The following is a 19,769-nucleotide window of genomic DNA, read 5'->3' on the forward strand; positions in this document are numbered from 1 at the left end:
CGGGCCGCGCTACCCCTGGATGTCGCTCCGGACCCGGGGCCCGAAAACGATACCGCCGGTAAAAACGCCGAAGCGCCCATCCGATGGACGGATGGGCGCTCCGGTGGGTTGCGCCAGAGGCGCGATCAGCGCTTGCTGTACTGCGGGGCCTTGCGGGCCTTCTTGAGGCCGTACTTCTTCCGCTCCGTGGCGCGCGCGTCACGGGTCAGGAAGCCGGCCTTCTTGAGGGCCGGGCGGTCGTCGGCGTCGACCTCGATGAGCGCACGGGCGATCGCGAGGCGCAGCGCGCCCGCCTGGCCCGAGACGCCGCCACCGTGCAGGTTGGCGAAGATGTCGAACGAGTCCGGCTTCTCGACCAGGACCAGCGGGTCCTTGATGAGCTGCTGGTGCACCTTGTTCGGGAAGTACTCCTCGAGGGTGCGGCCGTTGAGCTTGAACTCACCGGTGCCCGGGACGACGCGCACGCGGACGACGGCTTCCTTGCGGCGGCCGACGGTCTGCGCGTTGCCACCGGCGGCGCGCGACGGGCGGGGCGCCGTGGCGCTCTCGCTCGTGGCGACCGGGGTCTCGCTCGAAGCGACCGGGGTCTCACTCGTGGCGACCGGCGTCTCGCTGGTCGCGGTTTCGCTGGTCTCGACGGCGCCGGTCTCGGTCGCCTCGGTGGCCTCAGCGACCTCGGGGGTCTCGTTCTCGGTGCTGGTCACAGACTGTTCCTCACTCACTGCGCGACCTGCGCGATCTTGGTGATCTCGCGCGCCTGCGGCTGCTGCGCGGCGTGCGGGTGCTGCGGGCCGGCGTACACCTTGAGCTTCTTCGCCTGGGCGCGGCCGAGCTTGTTCTTCGGCAGCATGCCCTTGACGACCTTTTCGACAAGGTGTTCGGGCTTGGTGTCGAGCAGCTCGCCGAACGAGCGCTTCCGCAGACCGCCCGGGTAACCGCTGTGCCGGTAGGCGAACTTCTGCTCGCGCTTGTTACCGGTGAGCGCGACCTTCTCGGCGTTGACGATGACGACGAAGTCGCCGGTGTCCATGTGAGGGGCGTAGGTCGGCTTGTGCTTGCCGCGCAGCAGCGTGGCGACCTCGGTCGCAAGCCGGCCGAGCACGACATCCTCGGCGTCGATCACGTGCCAGGCACGAGTGACGTCGCCGGGCTTGGGGCTGTACGTGGGCAAGGGTCTACCTCGTCGTCAACATTGCGTGTGGGTTCTGTGCGGGCCTAGCGCGCTGATGCGCCGCAACGCACAACGACATATGAAGATACCCGCACGTCCACCGCCGCCGTGCAGCGGGGTGGGTTGGCACGGCCGTACAGGCTCCGACCGGCCCGGGCGCAGCCGGACTCTACCCGGTTTTCCCGCCGAAGTGCCCGCACCCGACGCCCCGACACGCGAGGATGAGACGATCCGGGCGCCCGGCACCGGGAGCACAGTCGAGCGGGGGACGCGATGAGGAAACGACCGACGGCGATCTTCGTCCTGGCTGCCGTCCTGGCCCTCGTGAGCGCCTGCGGCACGGCCAAGGCGGGCACCGCGCTGCCGAAGGGCGACGACGCGGCGGACTACGTCGGCGGCAAGTTCGAGCAGGTCATCGGCAAGCTCGGGGACGCCATCACCGACACGCGCGACGTCACCAACTCGCTGGACGCCTACTTCAAGTTCGACGACAAGTGGATCCACAGCACCGTGACGTCGGCCCGCACCGGCAGCCCGGAGAGCCGGGCGGTGCGGCACCGGTCGCAGAAGAACCCCGACGAGATCATCGACACGTACACGCCGGCCGACGGCGCGGTCGAATACACCTACCTCGGCCCGATGTACGTCCAGAAGGGCGTCTCGCCGACGGCGTGGGTGTCGATGCCCAAGCCCGAGGCGGGCCTGATCCTGCCGTGCGCCTGGGGCGGGGTGCTGACCCCGTGCCGGATGGCGGACTCGACCGTCGACGCCTACAAGGCCGACAAGCGCGCGGTCCGCGGGGCCAAGAGCCTCGGCGACGGCAAGACCGCGCTGACGGTCACCGTGCCGTTCGAGATCTTCGTCAAGAACAAGGTCGAGATCCTGCCGCCCAGCATCACGAGCCAGGTCGGGCCGGAGCTGAACAAGGCCATGGTGCCGACCACGATCACGCTGAACCCGGACGGCAGCCTGGTCTCGTTCGTGATGGACGCCAAGTTCTCCGGCGACGGCCACCAGGTGGAGCTCAAGTACGACTTCCGGTTCACCGGCAAGGCCAGCCTGCAGGACATGCCCAAGCTGCCGGACGCGGCGCAGATCACCGTGCTGCCCGACCGGGCGGCCATGGACGACTTCTACCGCCGGCTCGGCGAAGCGCAGGGCCAGTGACCACCGCCACGACCCGAGGTGAGCACCGATGACACCGCCGTCCCAGCCGCCCGACCCGCAGCAGCCGCAGTGGTGGCAGCCGACGGCGAACCCGCCCGGCGCCCCGTCCGGGTGGCAGCCGGAGCAGCAGGCGACCGGCCCGCACGCCGGCCAGTGGCAGCAGAACGCCGACCCGGGCACGGCCTCCGGTTCCTACACCGGCCAGTGGAACCCCGCGCAGCAGCAGCCCGGCCCGAGCGGGTCGTTCTCCGGGCCGTGGCAGCCGGGGCAGCCGAACCCCGGTCCGTGGCAGCCGCCGTCGCACCCGGCGCCTCAGCAGCCGGGCACGCCCGGCGGCGGGTGGCCGGCGCCGCCTTCCCCGCAGCAGTACGGCGGCGGGTTCCAGCCGTCGCAGTACGGCGGTCTCGGGGCGTTCTCCCCGGAACCGGCTAAGAAGCCTAAGTCGAAGAAGCCGCTGCTGATCGCGGGCGCCGCCGTGCTGGTGCTCGTCCTCGGCGGCGGGGCCGCGTGGCTGCTGGGCGCGTTCCGCGGGAACGTGCTCGAGCAACAGTCCCTTGAGGACGGTGTGGTCAAGGTCCTCAACGAGAGCTACGGCGAGCCGGACGTGAAGAACGCGCAGTGCCCGGCGAACGAAGCCGCCGAGAACGGCACGACGTTCGACTGCACGGTGAAGATCGGCGGCCAGGACAAGAAGGTGACGGTGCGGGTGCTCAACGACCGGCCCGAGTACGAGGTCGGCGCGCCGCACTGAGTTTCCCTTGCCGCACTGAGTTTCCCTTGCCGCACAACGGTTCTGACCCGAACCGGCTCTGACAAACGAAAACGGCGGGCCCCGCACCGGAGTGCGGGCCCGCCGTGGTTTCCGGGACTACCGGCTCAGAACAGGCCTTCGACGGCGTTGTCCGTCGACTGGTAGCCGTCGGCGATCTGCGGCAGGGCGGCGGCGATCTGCGCCAGAACCTGCTTCAGGTCCTCGAACTTCTGGTCCCAGGTGCGCTGGGCCTGGTCGTACTGCTCCTTGGCGGAACCGGTCCAGGTGGTGACCAGCGGCTTGAGGTCGTCCTTCAGGCGGTCGAACGCCTGCTGCAGCTCGCCACCGGTGGTCTGGCAGTCCTCGGCGGCCGCGTGGATGGTGGCGTAATTGACGACAATGCCGGCGCCATCAGGCATGATGTGCTCCTTCTGTGCGATGAAAGTTTTGGCGGGTGGAAAGGAAGTTCAGGGGTGAAGCTCAGCCGAGCGCGTCGAAGCCCTTGTTGACGGCCGACAGGATCTCCTGCTGCTGCTGCTCGGAACGCTCGTACTTCGAGCCCGCCTCGCGGAGGAGGTCACCGATGCGCTGCAGGGCCTGGTTCATCTGACGGGCGTCGTCGTCGAACCGCCGCATGACGTTGTCGAACGCCTTCTGGGCGTCACCCTGCCAGCCGGCGCGGGTGGCCTCGATGCGGTCGCGAAGGGTCACGAGGTTGCTGTCCATGCCCGCGCGCACCTCGGTGACGCGGCCTTCGGCCTCGGTGAACTGCTGAACTGTTCCCTGGAATCCGGCTCCGGCGCTCATACCGGTACCCCCTTCAGAAGAGTGATGTTGTCCGTACCGCTCTTGCTCGTTTGTACGGCCCTACGACGCAGACATTGCCACGTCCGGTTCCCCCTTGTCGTGCTTTGCCCGCAAGTAGTTGCTTGCGTGAACGCTCGCGCCGGGAACCGATCGCCGCGCGTATTCCGCGGGCGACCCGGGACGGCGACGCGTCACCCGGAAATATGTTCTCCACCAGCGTGGTTAGCACACGCACAGCGATCACCGGCCGGTGCTCAGGCGTCGCGATTCATGATTCGCATCTGGGAAAAGTCTTCGTCCTCGTCACCCGTTCGAGGGGCACGAGCGGAGGATTGCGAACGCGAAGGAACCGAATCGGCCGGATCCGGAACCGCCACGGCCGGCAGCCCGCGGGCGCGGCGGAACCGTTCGGCGGCGGCGCGCAGCGTGCCGGGGGTCGGGTCGCCGGACTTCGTGCCGCGGCCACCGCGCTTCAGCAGTTCGACGTTTTCGCTGTGGTGGCGCCGGCTGCGCGCCTTCGCGTTCCCGGTGACGCGCCGGGCGTGCGTCACCGCGTCTTCGCCGGTGCGCCGGAAGGCCGACGCGGCGCTTTCGAACTCTTCGGACGGCACCGCGGGCCCTGCTCTCTCAGTTGAGGATCTCGACCGTGCGCACGGCCTGCGTGCAGGCGGCGGCGACCCGGTCGCGCAGCTGCGCCGTGGCGTACTGGCAGCCGACGTGGACCCGGATCCGGCCCTTGGCCACGACGTACCAGTCGACCTGGAGGTCGGGCCGGTCCTTCTTGATCTCGTGGTAGCCGATCACGGTCTTGCCCGCGTACGACAGTGCCGGGTTGAACGAACTGTAGTACTCGGGGTGCTCGTCCACGCCGCCCTTGATGTAGTCCACCAGCTTCTGCGGGTCCGCCGTCGCGTCGTAGTCCATCACGAACTCCTGCGCGACCAGCAGGTCGTTGCCGTCCCGGGACTCCTGGGGGTGGATGACGACCTGCCGGTCGGCGACCCGGTCGTCGGTCTGCACCCAGTCCTCGGGCGCGACGAACTTGAAGTCGTACTGCGAGAGCGTCCGGCCCGTCTCGGCTTGGCCGCCGGAGTCGCCGAACACGACGATCCCGGTGACGACGAGCGCGGCCACGACGACCACGGCACCCGCGACGAGGCCGTAGAGCTTGCCCCGGCTCCGCTTCTTCTCCGGCGCCGCGGTGGCCGCGGCGGGGCGGTTGCCGGGCGGGCCGGGGGGCGGCGCCCACGGCGGCCGGGCCACCGGCTGCCCGTGGGGCGGTGACGGCGGCGGGGCGGCGCGGTTCGGGAACCCGTTGGCGGGCGGGACCGGCGTGCGCGGCGGTGCCGGACGCTGGCCCGCGTCACCGGGGCGCGGGGCGACGTCGCCGGGGCGGACGACCTCGGTGCGCTGCGCCCCGGGGCTGAGGGCGCCGCCCGGCACGGCTCCCAGCCGGGCCATCGCTTCGCCGGGCAGCGCGCCCGTGCGGTCCGGGTCCACCAGCACCGCGCGCAGCGCACCGCGCGCGACCACCGTCTCGGGCTGGTCGAGGCTCGTCGGCACGACGCCGGTGCGTTCGTGCACCAGCCGCGAGATCATCGGGATCCGGCTCGACCCGCCGACCAGGAAGATCGCCGTGAGCTGCTTCGGCCGCAAGCCGGCGTCGCCGATCGCCGCGACCGTCAGCTCCACCGCGCGCCCCAGCGGCGCGGTGATGAGCCGTTCCAGGTCTTCGCGCGTCACGTGCGCGTCGGCGAACGGCGGCGGCATCGGCACGTCGGTGTAGGCGTGCCGCGACAGCGTTTCCTTGGCTCCGCGCACGTCTTGGCGCAGCACGCGGCGCCGGCGCCGGTCGACCAGCTCGCGCCCTTCGACGAGCTGGCGCCACGCGTCCTGGTCGGCGCCGGCCACGAGCGAGCCGACGTGCTCCAGCAACGCCTGGTCGATGTCCGCGCCGCCGAAGGCCGGATCGCCCCGGGTGGCCAGCACCTGGAAGCCGCCGCGCTGCGGACGGCCGGCGCGGTCGCGCGCGGTGTCCGGCGGCAGCCGCCGCACCACGCTGACGTCGACCGTGCCGCCGCCGAGGTCCAGCACCGCCAGCGCGTCGCCGGGGCGGCCGCTGAACTCGACGGTGCGGTCGTTCGTCACGTCCTGCGGCGCGAACGTCGCCGCGTGGTAGACCGCCGCCGCGACCGGCTCGGGCACCAGCGCGACCTCGCGCGCCAGCCCGCCGGCCGCCTGCCGCAGCAGCCGGGTGCGGATGGCACCCCAGTCCGCGGGGTGGGTCAGCACCAGGAGGTCGACCTCGGCCTCACCGGCGAGGCGGCGAGCCTCGGCGACCGCGCGGCCCAGCACGGCGTGCACGACGTCGGTGACGCGCAGGACGCTGTCCCCGAGCAGCAGCTCGCCTTCGTCGATCCGGCGCTTCGGGTTCGGCTCGTAGCGCGCCGGGTCGACGGCCGCCTGCCGCTCGGCCTCCTGGCCGACGAACAGCGTGCCGTCCGCCGCCGCGAACACCGCCGAGGACATCAGCGGCTGGCCGTCGATCACCACGACCTGCGGATCGCGCCCGTTCACCGAGGCGACGACGCAGGTGCTCGACGTCCCGAAGTCCACCGCAACCCGGACCGTCACCAGAAGCTCCCGCAGTACTTGTCGCGATCCCCCGCGCCCGGCCGACGGGGCGCGCCCTCGAGGAGGAACCTACCCCGTCGCCGGACGCGCCCGGCCGCCGTACTCAGTCGGGCTGGATCCACGACACCTGGATCAGCTGCTTGCCGGACTTGCGGGTCAGCAGGTTGCCCCGGCCCGGCGGCATCGCGCTCGGCTTGATGTTGCCGACCAGCGCACCTTCGTCGCGCGAACCGTTCATGACCAGGCCCGGCGCCGCGATCTCCTTGAGCTTGCCGATGATCGGGTCGTACATCGACTTGCTCGCACCACCGGTGCGGCGGACCACGATCAGGTGCAGGCCGACGTCCTTGGCCTGCGGCAGGAAGTCGGAGATCTTCCGCAGCGGGTTGTTCGTCGACGTCGCCACCAGGTCGTAGTCGTCGACCAGGATGAACAGCTCCGGGCCCTTCCACCACGACCGCGTCTTCAACTGCTCCTGCGTGACGTCCGGCCCCGGCAGCCGCCGGGTCATCGAGTTGAAGACGTCGCCGACCATGCTCTCCAGCTGCGCCGCCGACACCGCATACCCCAGCAGCGAATCACCCTGCACGAAGCCGAGCATCGACCGCCGGTAGTCGACCAGCAGGATCAGCGCTTCCTTCGACGTGAACCGCTCGGAGATACCGCGGGCGATCTGACGCAGCAGGTTCGTCTTCCCCGACTCGCCGTCCGCGAACGCGTAGAAGTGCGGCTCGGCGTTGAAGTCCAGGTAGATCGGCTGCAGGTCCTCTTCGTTGACCCCGATCGGGATCAGCTTGGAATCCCGGTGCTGGTCGAGCTTGAGCACCTCGTCGTAGGTGATCATCTCCGGCAGCAAGCGGACCTGCGGCGCGACCCGGCCACGCCACGCACCCTTGATCTTCGCCACCGCGTCGGCCACACCGGCCGCGATCGTCTCCGGGTCACTCGACCCGTCGATGCGGGGCAGGCCACCCAGCATGTGCAGCTTTTCGCGGGTCAGGCCGCGGCCCGGGCGCCCGGCCGGGATGTTCACCGCGACGCGCCGGTCGATGTCGGACTCGGTCGGGTCACCGAGGCGCAGCTCGAACCGGGTCCCGATCATGTCCTTGATCGCCGGACGGATGTCGGCCCACCGGTTCGCCGCGATCACCACGTGCACGCCGTAGGACAGACCCTGCGTCGCCAGCCGGGTGATCGTGGTTTCCAGCTCCTCGAAGTCGTCCCGCAGAGCCCGCCAGTTGTCGACGATGAGGAACGCGTCGCCGAACGGGTCCTGATCCGCCCGGATCTCCCCGCGGCGCTTGCGGTTGCGGAACTCGGTCATCGAGTCGATGCCCATCGCCCCGAACCGGCCTTCCCGCTCGGTCAGCAGCGTGGTCAGCTCGGCCACGATCCGGCGCGCCTTGTCCGGCTCCCGCCGCGCCACCGCGACCCCACCGACGTGCGGCAGGTCCGCGAGGCCGGCCAGGGTGCCGCCGCCGAGGTCGAGGCAGTAGAACTGGGCCTCTTCCGGGGTGTGGGTCAACGCCATCGACATGATCAGCGTCCGCAGCATCGTCGACTTCCCCGACTGCGGCCCACCGACGATCACGCCGTGGCCCGACGCACCGGAGAAGTCCGCCCACAGCGGGTCACGCCGCTGCTCGTACGGCCGGTCGATGATGCCCAGCGGCACCTGCAGCCGGCCGTTGCCGAAGAAGCCGACCGGGGACAGCCCGCGGTCGTCGGTCGGGTTCAGGTTGGGCAGCAACGTGTCGAGGGAGTTGGGGTCCTTCAACGGCGGCAGCCACACCTCGTGCGCGGGCGGGCCCTGCCCGATCAGCCGCGACACGATGACGTCCAGCTCGGAAGGTTCGACCGCCTCCTCGGGCTGCTGCTGCACCACTTCCTTCGGTGCCTCGATCTGCTCCGGCTCCGGTTCCTTCGGCAGTTCCACGAAGTCCGGCACGAACAGCTGCGGGCGTTTGTCCGCCCGCACCACGGTCGCCGCCGGCCCGGCGGCCTGGATACCGGCCGGACGGTAGGGGCCCGAGACGTAGGAGGCCTTGAACCGCACCAGCGTCGAGGTGTCGAACTTGAGGTAGCCGCCACCGGGGACCGAGGGCAGCTCGAACGCGTCCGGCACCCCGATCGCCGCGCGGGACTCCGCCGCGGAGAACGTCTTCAGGCCGATCCGGTAGGACAGGTGCGAGTCGAGGCCGCGCAGCTTGCCCTCTTCGAGGCGCTGGGAGGCGAGCAGCATGTGCATCTGCAGCGACCGGCCCAGCCGGCCGATCGCGACGAACAGGTCGATGAAGTCCGGCTTCGCCGCCAGCAGCTCGGAGAACTCGTCACAGACGATGAACAACGCGGGCAGCGGGTCGAGGTCGGCGCCGTTCTCGCGGGCTTTCTCGTACTCCCAGACGTTCTTGAAGTTACCGCCGTTCTTCAACGCTTCCTGACGGCGGTTCATCTCCCCCGCCAGCGCGTCCTTCATCCGGTCGACCAGCGTGACCTCGTCGGCGAGGTTGGTGATGACCGCCGAGACGTGCGGGGCCTTGTCCAGGCCGAGGAACGTCGCGCCACCCTTGAAGTCGACCAGCACGAAGTTCAACGTGCTGGAGGAGTGCGTGGCGAGCATGCCCAGCACCAGCGTCCGCAGGAACTCCGACTTGCCGGAACCGGTCGCGCCGATGCACAGGCCGTGCGGGCCCATGCCTTCGGCGGCGGCTTCCTTGATGTCCAGCTCCACCGGCTGGCCGTACTCGCCGACCCCGAACGGGACGCGGTAGCGGTCACGGATCGGGCGGGGCCGCCACGCCTGCTGGACGTCGAACGTCATCGGATCACCCGGGATGCCGAGCAGCTCCAGCAGCGACGGGTTGGACAGCAGCGGCTCTTCGTCGCTCGTGTCCTGCCCCGCCGCGCCACCGACGCGGTAGGGCGAGATCAGGCGGGCCAGCGACTCGGTCTCGACCAGGCTGAGGGTGTCCGGGCGGCCGAACCATTCGACCCCGCCGGCGCTGCGCGCGCCCAGCCGGTCGGCTTCCACGACCAGCCGCAGGCCGCGGCGGGCGGCGAGGTTGCCGATGGAGTCCGACAGGTCGACCAGCGTGACGCCGACCAGGCCCTCTTCGAGGATGATCTGCTCTTCGCGGGTGACCTCGGCGTCGTCGATGATGATCACGACGTGCGGCTGGTCCGGAGCCGGCGTGGCGTTGCGGGAGAACCGCTGGCGGTCACGCAGCTCTTCGTCGAGCCAGTTCTCGATCTGGGCCAGGGAGCCGGCCATCATCCGCAGCTGGCCGATGCCGTCGGCGAGCGTCGGGTGCTGGGCGTGCGGGAGCCACTTCGCCCACTCCCACTCCTCCTTCGCCCGGCCCGCGGTGGCGACCGCGATCAGGACGTCGTCGGGGCTGTGGAAGGTGACCATCTGCGCGAGCATCGCGCGGGTCAGGCCGCGGGTCAGCGCCCGGTCGCCCTGCATGCTCACCGCGGCGAACCCGCGCAGCGTGATCTGGGTGGGCAGGTCCGGCACGATCGAGTGCGCGCGCACGAACCGGCGCAGCGCGAGGGTGGCGATCGGCTCCAGCTCGTCGACCGGCCCGGTCTGCGGCGGGACCAGCCGCGTCGCGAGGCGGTGCGAGCTGCGCCCGACGCGCAGGTGCAGGAAGTCCTGGTCGTTCTGGCGGCGCTCCCACATGCGGCGGCTGGCGGCCAGCGACCACAGCGACTGCGGGTCGGGGTGCACCCACTCGAGCGCGGCCCGCTGGTCGACCATCGCCTCGCGGGCGCGGTCACGCATCTGGCCCAGGTAGCGCAGGTAGTCCTTGCGGTCTTCGTCCATCTCGGCGCGCTTGGCGCCGCCGCCCTTGCCGCCACCGCCGGCCATCATCCCGAGCGTCCCGACGACCATCATGCCGCCCATGGCCATCATCATCGGGTTCCGGTTGCTGGCCTGGAACATGAAGACCATCATCCCGAGCGACGCGACGATCATGACGACCGGAAGCGCCTTCATGACGATGTTGCCGGGGATGACGCGCGGCACCTCGGGCGGCGGCTCGAGGTGCACCTCACCGCCCGGCGGACGCGGTGCCGCCAGCCGCGGCGACTTCTTGAACTGCAGCGTGCTCATCGAAGGACCCCTCATTCAAAACTCGACGATGGCGGCCACCGCAAGGTGTGCGAACAACCTATCGAACGCCGCGGGGGAATTCCGCCGGATGCCCGAACCCCCCGTGAACGCTGCCCCACCCTCGTCCGGCGAGTGTACGGCCTGCCACCGACAGTAACGCCGCGTTCCGGGACCCGACCTGTGGATGACAGTGAATTTCGGACGTTCGATGATGTCGGCACCGGGGTTCGGTATAAGTTCCCCCGGGAGCAGTCTCGACCGAGCGGGGGCAGTGCAGTGGCTACGGGCACGACAGTTTTCAGCAGGGTGACGGTCGTCGCGCCCTCGACGCGGATCGACGTGGCCCTGCCCGCCGACGTCGCGGTCGCCGATCTCCTGCCGATGCTCCTGGACATGGCCAAGGAGTCGTCGCCGGACGGCGGGGCCCGCCACGGTGGCTGGGCGCTCGCCAAGCTCGGGGACGCCCCGCTCGACCCGAGCCGGACCCTGGCTTCGCTCGGCGTCGTGGACGGCGAGCTGCTCCAGCTGCGCAAGCGCAACGAGAACCCGCCGCCGCCGCTGTACGACGACGTCGTCGACGCCATCGCGGAGTCCTCCCCCGACAGCTTCCGCCCCTGGACCAAGGAGACGGCGAACCGCTTCGGGCACGTCGCGGGCGGGCTGGCGCTGGTCGTCGCCGCCATCGCGCTGTTCATGAGCGGCTCGCTCTACGGCGGCAACGCGCTCGGCGCCGCCATCGCCGGCGGCATCGGCGCGATCGCGTGCGTCGCGGTCGGCGCGACGCTCGCCAAGGCCTACCAGGCGGAAGCGACCGGGGTGCTGATCGCCGCGGCCGGCGGCCTGCCGCTGGCGTTCGTCAGCGGCTTCTACATCGTGCCCGGGCTGTCGATGCGGGCGAACCTGCTGCTCGGCTCGGTCCTCGTGATCATCGTCGCGTCGGTCTGCATCATGGTCATCGGCGCCGGCATCACGACGTTCATCGCCGCGGCCACCGCGGGCACCTTCGGCGCGCTGGCCTTCCTGTTCGGCACGCTCGTCGCGCACCCGGCCGCCGGCATCGCGGCCGGCACCGTCGCGGTCGCCCTCGCCTGCATCTCGATCCTGCCGCGCGCCACCATCTGGCTCGCGAAGCTGCCGCTGCCGCACGTCCCGGGCAGCGCCGAAGAGCTCAAGGAAGACTCCGGTTTCCCGGACTACCGGGCGATCGAGCGCCGGACGGCGATCGCGCACGACTACATGACCGGCCTGATGGTCGGCTGCGGCGTCACGGTCGCGATCTCCGCGATCATCGCCGCGAGCGCGCCCGGCGCGTTCGGGATCATCCTCGGCGTCGTCGCGACGCTCGTGCTGCTGCTGCGCGCCCGCGCGTACGCGAACGGCAGCCAGGCGGTCGCCCTGCTCACCACGGGCCTCGTCGCGGCGACCGGGATCGCGATCGGCTGGCTGGTCTCGGCGAGCGCGGAGAACCGCCTGCTCTACGTCTTCGGCATCCTGATCCTGCTGGCCGCCGGCGCGCTCGTGGTCGGCGTGATCTTCCCGGGTCAGCGCTTCTCGCCGCCGCTGCGGCGCACGGTGGAGATCATCGAGGCGCTCTGCATCGCCTCCGTGCTCCCGCTGGCCCTGGGCGTGATGGACCTGTACACGACCCTGCGGCACCTGAACTTCAAGTGACCGGATCGGGTGAATCTCGGATGGCAGTAGGACGGCGTTTCGGCGCCACCCGGCGGACCACGACGGCGTTGCTGACCGGCACGATCGGCTTCCTGTCCTCGGTGGCCGTCGCGGTGCCGGTCTGGGCCCAGCAGGCGCCCGCCGACGGCTACTTCGCGACCCCGCCCCCGGTGGACATGACCAAGCTGCCCCCGGACTCCGGCCAGCCGGACAAGAAGTACAAGCAGTCGAAGGGCTGCGTCCAGCGCAGCACGCTGGGCCAGAACATCGTGCTGAAGAACCGGCCGTGGGGCCAGGACTACCTGCAGATCACGAAGGCCCAGGAGATCGTCAAGGCCGCCACGAACGGCGGCGTCGGCCGGGGCGTCAAGGTCGCCGTGGTCGACACGGGCGTGACGAAGCACCCCTGGCTGCCGAACCTCGAGTCCGGTGGCGAGTACGTCGCGACGCCGACGAACGGCCAGCCCAAGGGACTCGAGGACTGCGACGGCCACGGCACCGAGGTCGCCGGGATCATCGCAGCGAAGCCGGACGACCCGGAGGTCGGGTTCATCGGCGTGGCGCCGGACGCGACCATCGTGTCCTACCGCCAGCTGAGCGAGAACTACGAGCCCGACACCTCGACGTCGACGCCGCCGGCGAGCAACACCGCCGGGGGCACGCCGTCGTCGAGCACCACGCCGCCCACCGGTTCGGGGTCTTCGCTGCCGCCGAGCGAGGGCGGTGGCGGCTCCGGTTCCGGTGACGGCGACCGGACTTCGCCCGGGCAGTCGAACGGCGGACGCCAGCTGGAGAAGGCCGGCACCGCGGGCACGCTGAAGACGCTGGCCGAGATCATCCGCGGCATCGCCGACCGCAAGTCGGCCGACATCATCAACATGTCGGTCGACAACTGCCGCACGGCGACCGGCAGCATCACCGAAGGCGAGCAGCAGGTCCAGGCGGCCGTGCACCACGCGGCGCTGGCGGGCATCGTGGTCGTCGCCGCCGCCGGCAACGCGACGGACACCTGCCCGCAGAACGACCAGCCGGACGCTCGGAAGCCCAAGACGATCGTGACGCCGCCGTGGTTCGCCGACGACGTGCTGTCCGTCGGGGCGATCGACCAGTACGGCAGCGTGGCCCCGTTCAGCGTGCACGGCCCGTGGGTGGGCGTCGCGGCGCCGGGGACGCAGATCATCTCGCTCGACCCCGCCGAGGGCTCCCGCGGCCTGGCGAACCTGACGTTCGAAAGCGGCGACAAGGCCAGCGAGATCCAGGGAACGAGCTTCGCCGCCCCGTACGTGGCGGGCCTCGCGGCGTTGGTCAAGGCCAAGTACCCGACCCTCGACGCCAAGGGCATCGTCAACCGCATCAAGGAAACGGCCCAGCACCCGGCCGCTCCGGGCGGCCGCGACAACTTCGTCGGCTACGGCGTCATCGACCCGGTGGCGGCGCTGACGCAGAGCCTCCCGTCCGAGATCGGGAACCAGGCGCCGATCCCGCCTCCGCAGCTGGCCCAGCTGCCGCCGGCGAACGACCACAGCTCGACCCCGATGATCGTGGCACTGGCGGGCACCGGCGGCGGTGTCGTGGCGCTGCTGATCACGCTGTTCGTGATGCGCACCATCCGCCGCAACCGGCCCGAGGAAGCGGCTTCCCGGCGCTGACGCTTCCCCGGCCGGGGAAGCGTCACTTCGCCGGCGGTTTCTTCTTCTGCTGCGGGTCTTCCTCCTCGCCGATGACCGGCGGGGCGACCAAACCCGGCTCCCCCAGCAGTTCCGACGGCGACGTCGTCGGCCGTGTCTTCGACTGGCGCCGTCCTTGACCACCGCCGCCGCCGAAGGCTCCGAAGCCCATCATCGGCATCATCGGCATGCCCGACGACGACTGGTTCGCGGCGTCCGGCTGGTCCGGGGCGGCGACCGGCTGGGCCGCGGCCGGCTGAGCCTCCGGCGTGCCCGCGCCGGTGTGCTTCGGCTCCGCCTGATCTCCGCTCGCCGACGACGGCGTCGTGGCCTCGTCGGAACCGGAAGCCGAATCCGCTGCGGCGGGCGTCGTCGTCGGTTCCGCGGCGGCGGAGGTGCCGATGACCGAGTCGTCGTGCAGCCGGAACCGCTCGTCCGGGTACCGGTGCGCGATCTCGATGCTCCGGGCGGTCGCATCGGGATCGTCGACGCCGTCGCACAGCCGGTCGAACGCCTCGAGGACGTCCCGGGCCGTCTCGTACAGCGCCTTCGCCGAATCCTGCGTCTCCCGCAGCTGGACCCGCGCCCGCTTGGCGCCGCCGCTCGGCAGCGTCATCGTCTCGGAGATCAGGTCCGCCGCGTCGACCAGCACTTCGGTGAGGTCGACGACGACGTGGCGGAGGGTGGTCACCAGCTCGTCGAGCGAGCCGGCGAGGACGGTGAACGCCTCCTGGAGGTCGCCGCCCGCGGCCCCGATCTCCCGCATGTACGCGACGAAAGCGTCGGCGTCGCGGCCTTCCCAGCCGCCGTCGAGACGGCCGAGGCCGTCGTCGAGGCGGGTGGACACCTCGGCCGCGGTGGCGGCGGCCTGGCGCAGCCGGCCGGCTTCGGCGCCGAGGTCCCCCCAGCGGCCGATCAGCGGGCGGAAGTACGTCTCGACGAGATCGACCAGCCCGAGCTGGTGCGAAACGTCGGTGAGGTAGGCCAGGTACGGCTCGGCCGTGGCGGCGATCTCGTCGCCTTCCGCGTCCGGGGAGAACGCGACCACGGGCGCGGCCGACGCCGGGGCGGCCTTCTTGGCCAGCGGGTGCGGAATGGAGTCCGTGGCGCCTTCCGGTTCGGCGAACATCATTCGACCCGCCCGGCGCGCTCGATCAGCTCGGCGGCCGCCGCGTCCTGCCCGCTGTGGCGCACCGTGACCTGCCGCAGCGCTTCGGCGGCCGACTTCAGCGCCTCGGCGCCGTCGGACAGCTGACGCCGGAGCGCACCGGCCGCGCGGCCGTACGACTCACCGAGCCCGATCTGCGCCCCCAGAGGGCCGTAGGACTCGCCGGAGACGCCCTCGCCCCCCACGTCGGCCGCGGCCGCGTGCAGGTCGTCAGCGGCCTCCTCGGCGGTCCGGGCGTACTCGGCGACGACCACGCCGTCCATCCTCAAGCCGGCCATGGCACCTCTCCGCTCACCAGAAGATCTCCTCGAGCGTGTGACGTCCGCCGGCCCCCGGTGGTTCCGCCTCAGCCGCCCGCTTGCGGAGTCGCGACCGGGAACGAGCCGGCGTTCGGGTCGATCGGCACCGAGTCGAACTGCTTGAGCACGTCCTGGGTGTTCAGCGAAGCCCCGGTCGGCAGCAGGCCGATGATCGACTCCGGCGCGGGCTGGCGGTTGTTCAGGCCGATCGCGTCCGCGGTCGCGGCGTCCGGGACGCTGTAGCGGATACCGCGGTCGGAGATCAGCTGGATCGCGCCCTTGCCGAAGCTGGCCTTGCCGGTCGCGGACTGGACCACCGCGCCGAAACCGGGCTGGAGGTAGAACCCGTTGATCGGCACGCGGTTCGGGCCCGGCGTGGTGACCTTGGTGGTGGCGAACTTGGCGCCGTGGCTGTTCTGGCCCGGCAGCAGGGTGTCGATGTACACCGACGTGTGGCCGTCGCGGTTGTCGCCCTCGCCGACCACGGACCAGCCGAGGCAGGCGACCGCCGAGTTCTTGGTGGCGTCGAGGACCGTCGGGACCGAGCGCGGGAAGTCGTCGACCTGGATGTAGTCGGGGTCACCGGCCCGCAGCACGCGGATGCCGGACAGCTTGTCGAGGCCGAGGGTCCGCAGCTCGCTCGCGCTGCCGTGCTTCGCGACGCGCATGACGTCGGCGACCGCCTGCGACACCTGCTGGATGCCGGCCGTGGTGATGGCCCAGTACTGCGGCTGCTCACCCGTGGGCTGCGTGGAGAAGACGTCGCCCGCGGCCAGTCCGTCGAGGTCGGCCGGAGGCGCGCCGTCCGCGATCACCGGCGGGGTCAGGCGCGGGACCTCGGGGATCGCGTTCAGAAGGCCCTGCGTGATCTTGCGCGGCTTCTGGTTCAGCAGCTGCAAGGCCGTCGAGACCGCGTTGTGCGAGTCGCTGGTGTCGATCTCGGCGCGGACGGTGTTGGCGTTCGGGCGGTTCTGCGTGCTCGGCAGGCGGTAGATCAGGTAGGTCTTGCCGTTGTCCGCCGCCGCCAGCAAGGCTTCCTTCTCCCCCAGCTCGGTGCCGAGGGCGCTCGGGGCGACGCCGCCGAAGACGGACGTCTCGGTCTTGCCGATGTCCGGGTTCGGCTGCGTCGGATCGAGCAGGACCTGGTCGCACACCGCCCAGTTGGGGGTGATCCGCTGGGAGTCCGTCGGGATCAGCTGCGGTCCGTCCGGAATTCCGGTCAGCTTTCCGCGCGGGATGTCCTTCAGCTGATCGTCGGAAACGACAGTGGGATTCTTCACAGCGGCGGGGCTCGCCGGGGCCGGGGCGGCGGCCGGCGCGGCCCCGGGGTTGTTGCCCGTGCTCGAATTCTTCTGCTGAGCCAGCAGGAGAAGCCGCGCCGACGCGAGGTTGAACGTCGGGACGAGGGTCTTCGGGTTCCCCATCACCACGTAGACCGTGCCGGACTGCTCGCCGATCACGATGCCGCCGGCCTCCGGGACCGACGGGGCCGGGCTGAGCAGCCCCCAGACGACGAACACGATCATGCCGAGGGCGCCGAGCACGACCCCCACGATCGTGGCCCGCGTGTGGGTGCGCATCGGGTCGTGCAGCATCACGGCGTCGCGCCGGACCAGCGCCGACTGCATCCGGCGCAGGACGAACTTGTACGCCTGAACCTGAGACTTAGTCGTGGGTGTTGATGGCATTCTCGACCTACAGCTCTCCCCGTCGCGGTACGGTTCCGCAGGATAGCCGTACGGGGACCGTCTGGTGTGGGGTTTCTACCAACTCCGGCTAGGGTCGGATCCTCCGGGACCCGGCTTCCGGGGTACGCAGCAAGCACGAGGGGAAGAGAAAGCGCGGATGTCCGTCACCACTCCTCCACGTCCGCCTGGCCCGCCCGGGCCCCCGCCCTCCGGCCGCCCGCCGGGCCCGCCGCCGCGACCCGGGAGACCCGGAGGTCCCGGCGGTCCGGGAGGCGTGCCGGGTGGCCCCGGTGGCGTTCCCGGCGGACCTGGCGGCCCCGGTGGTGGCCCCGGCGGACCCGGGATGCCCCCGCGCGGTCCCGGTGGCCCCGGTCCCGGTCCTGGTGGCCCCGGCGGACCCGGTGGACGTCCCGGAGGTCCCGGTCCCGGTGGACCTGGCGGCCCTGGTGGACCTGGCGGCCCCGGTGGACCTGGTGGCCCCGGCGGTCCGGGTGGTCCCGGCGGTGGCGGTCCTCAGGGACCCGACGACAGCGGCCCTTCCACTCCCCCGCCCAGTCCCGTGCGGATGGCGCCCCCCGCGCGGCGCCGCTCGTCGGGCGTGAGCCTCGGCCCGCTCCCCGTGGCGAACCTCGTCGTGCTCGAGGTCGGTCTCGCGGTCGGGCTGGTGCTGCTCGCCATCAATATGTCGATGAAGTACGTCGCGATCGGCGTCGTCGGTTTCGCCCTCATCGTCGCTCTCCTGCGCTGGCGCGGCCGCTGGTTCACCCAGTGGGTCGGCCTGACGACGCGGTATTCCTTCCGCTCGCACGACCGCGTCGCCGAGCCGCTGCCGCCGAGCACGGTCGAGGAGCTGGCCGCCGAAGAGACCACCGTGACGGGCCCGGACGACGCCCGCGTCAACCTGCTCCGCATCGCCGTGCCGGACCTCGTCGTGGCGCACGGCGTCGACCACGAGCGCCAGCAGGTCGGGCTCGCCTGGAACGACGGCACCTGGACGGCGGTGCTGCTCGTCGAGCCGACACCGGCGCTGATCACCCAGGCCGGTGGCGCGCCGAGCCTGCCGCTGTCGGCGCTCGCGCCGTGCCTCGAAGACCGCGGCGTGGTCCTCGACTCGATCCAGACGATCTGGCACTGCTACCCCGGCAGCGCGGCGCTGCCGGCGGATTCGCCCGCGCTGAGCTCCTACATGGAGGTGCTCGGGCCGCTGCCCGCGGCCGCGCGGCGGACGACGTGGGTCGCGATCCGGCTGGACCCGAAGCGCTGCCCGGCGGCGATCCGCGAGCGTGGCGGCGGCGTCGTCGGCGCCCACCGCGCGCTGATCGGCGCGCTTTCGCGGGTGCGCAACGCGCTGGAGTCGCAGGGCGTGCCGACCCGGCCGCTCGACCCGGACGAGCTGCTGCGCGCGAGCATTTCGGCCGCGGAGCTGACTTCGGTCGCCGGCTCGCCGAACCGGGTGACGCTGCAGGAGCGCTGGTCCGGCGTGACCGCGGCCGGCATCGGCCACGCGAGCTACGCGATCACCGGCTGGCCGAAGGGCAAGATCTCCGGCAGCTTGAACGCGCTGACGAGCGTCCGCGCGCTGTCGTCGACGCTCGCGATGTCGATTTCCCCGGCGTCCGACGAAGGCAAGATCGGGCTGCGCGGCGTGGTCCGGCTGAGCGCGCGCAACCCGCGTGAGCTCGACGCCGCCGACCAGCGGCTGCGGGGCCTGGCCGAGCGCCTGGACGTGAACCTGACGCCGCTGCGCGGGCTGCAGGTCTCCGCGTTCGCCGCGACGCTGCCGATCGGAGGAACAGCATGAGCTCGCGTGTCCGCGATGCCGGGCAGAACATCGGGGTGGCGCCGGAGTTCACCGTGGACCCCGCGATGCTCGACGCGGTCAGCCCCTCGGGCGACCGCGGCGGCATCGTGCTGGGCTCGGGCCTGAAGGGCGAGCCGCTGACGATCTCGGCGCTGCGCTCGACGCCGACCCGCATCGTGCTGGTGGGCGGGCTGTACCTGGCCCGCCAGGTCGCGATGCGCGCGATGGCGGTCGGTGCGTGGGTCGTGGTCGCGACCGGGCGCCCGACCGAGTGGCAGGTGCTGTCCCGCGCGGCCGGCAGCGGCGACGGCCGTCCGTCACCCCTGGTGCAGATCAGGCGCCTGTCGCCGGTCGAGCTGCCGCGGCCGTCCGAGGACGCACCGCTGCTGGTGGTGACCGACGGCGGCCCGACCCCGCAGGACCTGTTCCCGCCGCGGTCGCCGTGGCAGACGACGGTGTACGTGCTGCCGTACCTGCACCCGCAGGCGGGCGTGACGGCGAACGCGGCGGACCTGGTGCTGATGCAGCGTCTCCCGGCCGGCCAGGCCGAGCTGGCGGGCCGCATCTGGAACCTGCCACCGCAGATGATGCGCCAGCTGACCATGCTGAAGGACGACCAGGTCGTGGCCCTCGGCCGCAACCTGTGGCGGCCGCTGCGGCTGGTGACGACGGGCAAGGAGCAGCAACTGCTCGGCCCGGTCCGCCGCGGCGACTGAGGTCACTGAGGTCTCAGCAAGATGCGCGCGATGCTGGTCGCGGCGGCCGCCGGCACCATCGGCGCCGCCGTCTACGGCGCGCTCATGCTGTCCCAGCTCGACGGCGTCAGCT

The 19,769-nt window shown here is 71.5% G+C and carries 16 protein-coding genes; 6 read left to right on the forward strand and 10 right to left on the reverse strand.

Annotated features, from left to right (window positions below; genetic code table 11):
• Positions 1-125: 125 nt before the first annotated feature.
• Together rpsI and rplM are read right to left on the reverse strand one after the other, a co-directional pair.
• Positions 126-704 (reverse strand): 30S ribosomal protein S9, encoded by a 579-nt coding sequence (gene rpsI, locus ABZ342_RS42300; protein ID WP_360485779.1) that lies wholly within the window; start codon positions 702-704, stop codon positions 126-128.
• Between the two features lie 14 nt (positions 705-718).
• A complete protein-coding gene (rplM, locus tag ABZ342_RS42305) occupies positions 719-1,171 on the reverse strand; it encodes a 50S ribosomal protein L13 (RefSeq protein ID WP_020643241.1) in 453 nt (150 codons plus the stop codon).
• A 273-nt stretch (positions 1,172-1,444) separates the two neighbouring features.
• Here rplM and ABZ342_RS42310 point away from each other — a divergent pair, with 273 nt between their 5' ends.
• Both ABZ342_RS42310 and ABZ342_RS42315 read left to right on the forward strand, forming a co-directional pair.
• The gene (locus ABZ342_RS42310) at positions 1,445-2,338 is read left to right on the forward strand and encodes a hypothetical protein (RefSeq protein WP_360485783.1); all 894 of its coding nucleotides are present in this window, start codon (positions 1,445-1,447) and stop codon (positions 2,336-2,338) included.
• Between the two features lie 28 nt (positions 2,339-2,366).
• Positions 2,367-3,089, forward strand: a complete 723-nt coding sequence (locus tag ABZ342_RS42315) for a DUF4333 domain-containing protein (protein WP_360485786.1) — start codon at positions 2,367-2,369, stop codon at positions 3,087-3,089.
• Between the two features lie 125 nt (positions 3,090-3,214).
• Here the strand turns inward: ABZ342_RS42315 and ABZ342_RS42320 are convergent, their stop codons facing one another.
• The 5 genes from ABZ342_RS42320 to eccCa all read right to left on the reverse strand — a co-directional run bounded on the left by ABZ342_RS42320 (position 3,215) and on the right by eccCa (position 10,647).
• Positions 3,215-3,508 carry a WXG100 family type VII secretion target gene (locus tag ABZ342_RS42320; RefSeq protein ID WP_360485789.1) on the reverse strand — a complete coding sequence of 98 codons (294 nt, stop codon included), beginning with the start codon at positions 3,506-3,508 and terminating at the stop codon, positions 3,215-3,217.
• Positions 3,509-3,569: 61 nt separating this feature from the next.
• On the reverse strand, positions 3,570-3,896 hold the full coding sequence (locus tag ABZ342_RS42325; RefSeq protein WP_155548893.1) for a WXG100 family type VII secretion target: 327 nt from the start codon (positions 3,894-3,896) through the stop codon (positions 3,570-3,572).
• A 254-nt stretch (positions 3,897-4,150) separates the two neighbouring features.
• Entirely contained in the window at positions 4,151-4,507 is a 357-nt protein-coding gene (locus tag ABZ342_RS42330) for a hypothetical protein (protein ID WP_155548892.1), read from the reverse strand.
• A gap of 16 nt (positions 4,508-4,523) precedes the next feature.
• Positions 4,524-6,530: a type VII secretion-associated protein gene (locus ABZ342_RS42335; protein ID WP_360485792.1), complete on the reverse strand. Its 2,007-nt coding sequence runs from the start codon at positions 6,528-6,530 to the stop codon at positions 4,524-4,526.
• Between the two features lie 103 nt (positions 6,531-6,633).
• The gene (eccCa, locus tag ABZ342_RS42340) at positions 6,634-10,647 is read right to left on the reverse strand and encodes a type VII secretion protein EccCa (protein WP_155548890.1); all 4,014 of its coding nucleotides are present in this window, start codon (positions 10,645-10,647) and stop codon (positions 6,634-6,636) included.
• A 306-nt stretch (positions 10,648-10,953) separates the two neighbouring features.
• On the opposite strand from eccCa, the gene eccD reads away from it, so the two are divergent.
• Both eccD and ABZ342_RS42350 read left to right on the forward strand, forming a co-directional pair.
• A complete protein-coding gene (eccD, locus tag ABZ342_RS42345; RefSeq protein WP_360485795.1) occupies positions 10,954-12,318 on the forward strand; it encodes a type VII secretion integral membrane protein EccD in 1,365 nt (454 codons plus the stop codon).
• Positions 12,319-12,338: 20 nt separating this feature from the next.
• The gene (locus tag ABZ342_RS42350; RefSeq protein WP_360485798.1) at positions 12,339-13,967 is read left to right on the forward strand and encodes a S8 family serine peptidase; all 1,629 of its coding nucleotides are present in this window, start codon (positions 12,339-12,341) and stop codon (positions 13,965-13,967) included.
• A gap of 22 nt (positions 13,968-13,989) precedes the next feature.
• Here the strand turns inward: ABZ342_RS42350 and ABZ342_RS42355 are convergent, their stop codons facing one another.
• From ABZ342_RS42355 to eccB, 3 genes are all read right to left on the reverse strand, one after another.
• Positions 13,990-15,114, reverse strand: coding sequence for a WXG100 family type VII secretion target (locus ABZ342_RS42355; protein WP_360485801.1), 1,125 nt, complete (start codon positions 15,112-15,114; stop codon positions 13,990-13,992).
• Positions 15,114-15,431 (reverse strand): hypothetical protein, encoded by a 318-nt coding sequence (locus ABZ342_RS42360; RefSeq protein WP_196425878.1) that lies wholly within the window; start codon positions 15,429-15,431, stop codon positions 15,114-15,116. The genes ABZ342_RS42355 and ABZ342_RS42360 overlap by 1 nt, the downstream gene beginning before the upstream one ends.
• A 68-nt stretch (positions 15,432-15,499) precedes the next feature.
• Complete coding sequence (gene eccB / locus ABZ342_RS42365; RefSeq protein WP_360485804.1) at positions 15,500-17,140, reverse strand: type VII secretion protein EccB; 1,641 nt, start codon at positions 17,138-17,140, stop codon at positions 15,500-15,502.
• Positions 17,141-17,705: 565 nt separating this feature from the next.
• On the opposite strand from eccB, the gene eccE reads away from it, so the two are divergent.
• A complete protein-coding gene (eccE, locus tag ABZ342_RS42370; protein ID WP_360485807.1) occupies positions 17,706-18,941 on the forward strand; it encodes a type VII secretion protein EccE in 1,236 nt (411 codons plus the stop codon).
• On the forward strand, positions 18,938-19,657 hold the full coding sequence (locus tag ABZ342_RS42375) for a hypothetical protein (protein WP_155548885.1): 720 nt from the start codon (positions 18,938-18,940) through the stop codon (positions 19,655-19,657). Before eccE ends, ABZ342_RS42375 begins: the two co-directional genes overlap by 4 nt.
• The last annotated feature ends 112 nt before the right edge of the window (positions 19,658-19,769 follow it).

This window comes from Amycolatopsis sp. NPDC005961 (genome assembly GCF_040629235.1).
Taxonomy (GTDB): domain Bacteria; phylum Actinomycetota; class Actinomycetes; order Mycobacteriales; family Pseudonocardiaceae; genus Amycolatopsis; species Amycolatopsis camponoti.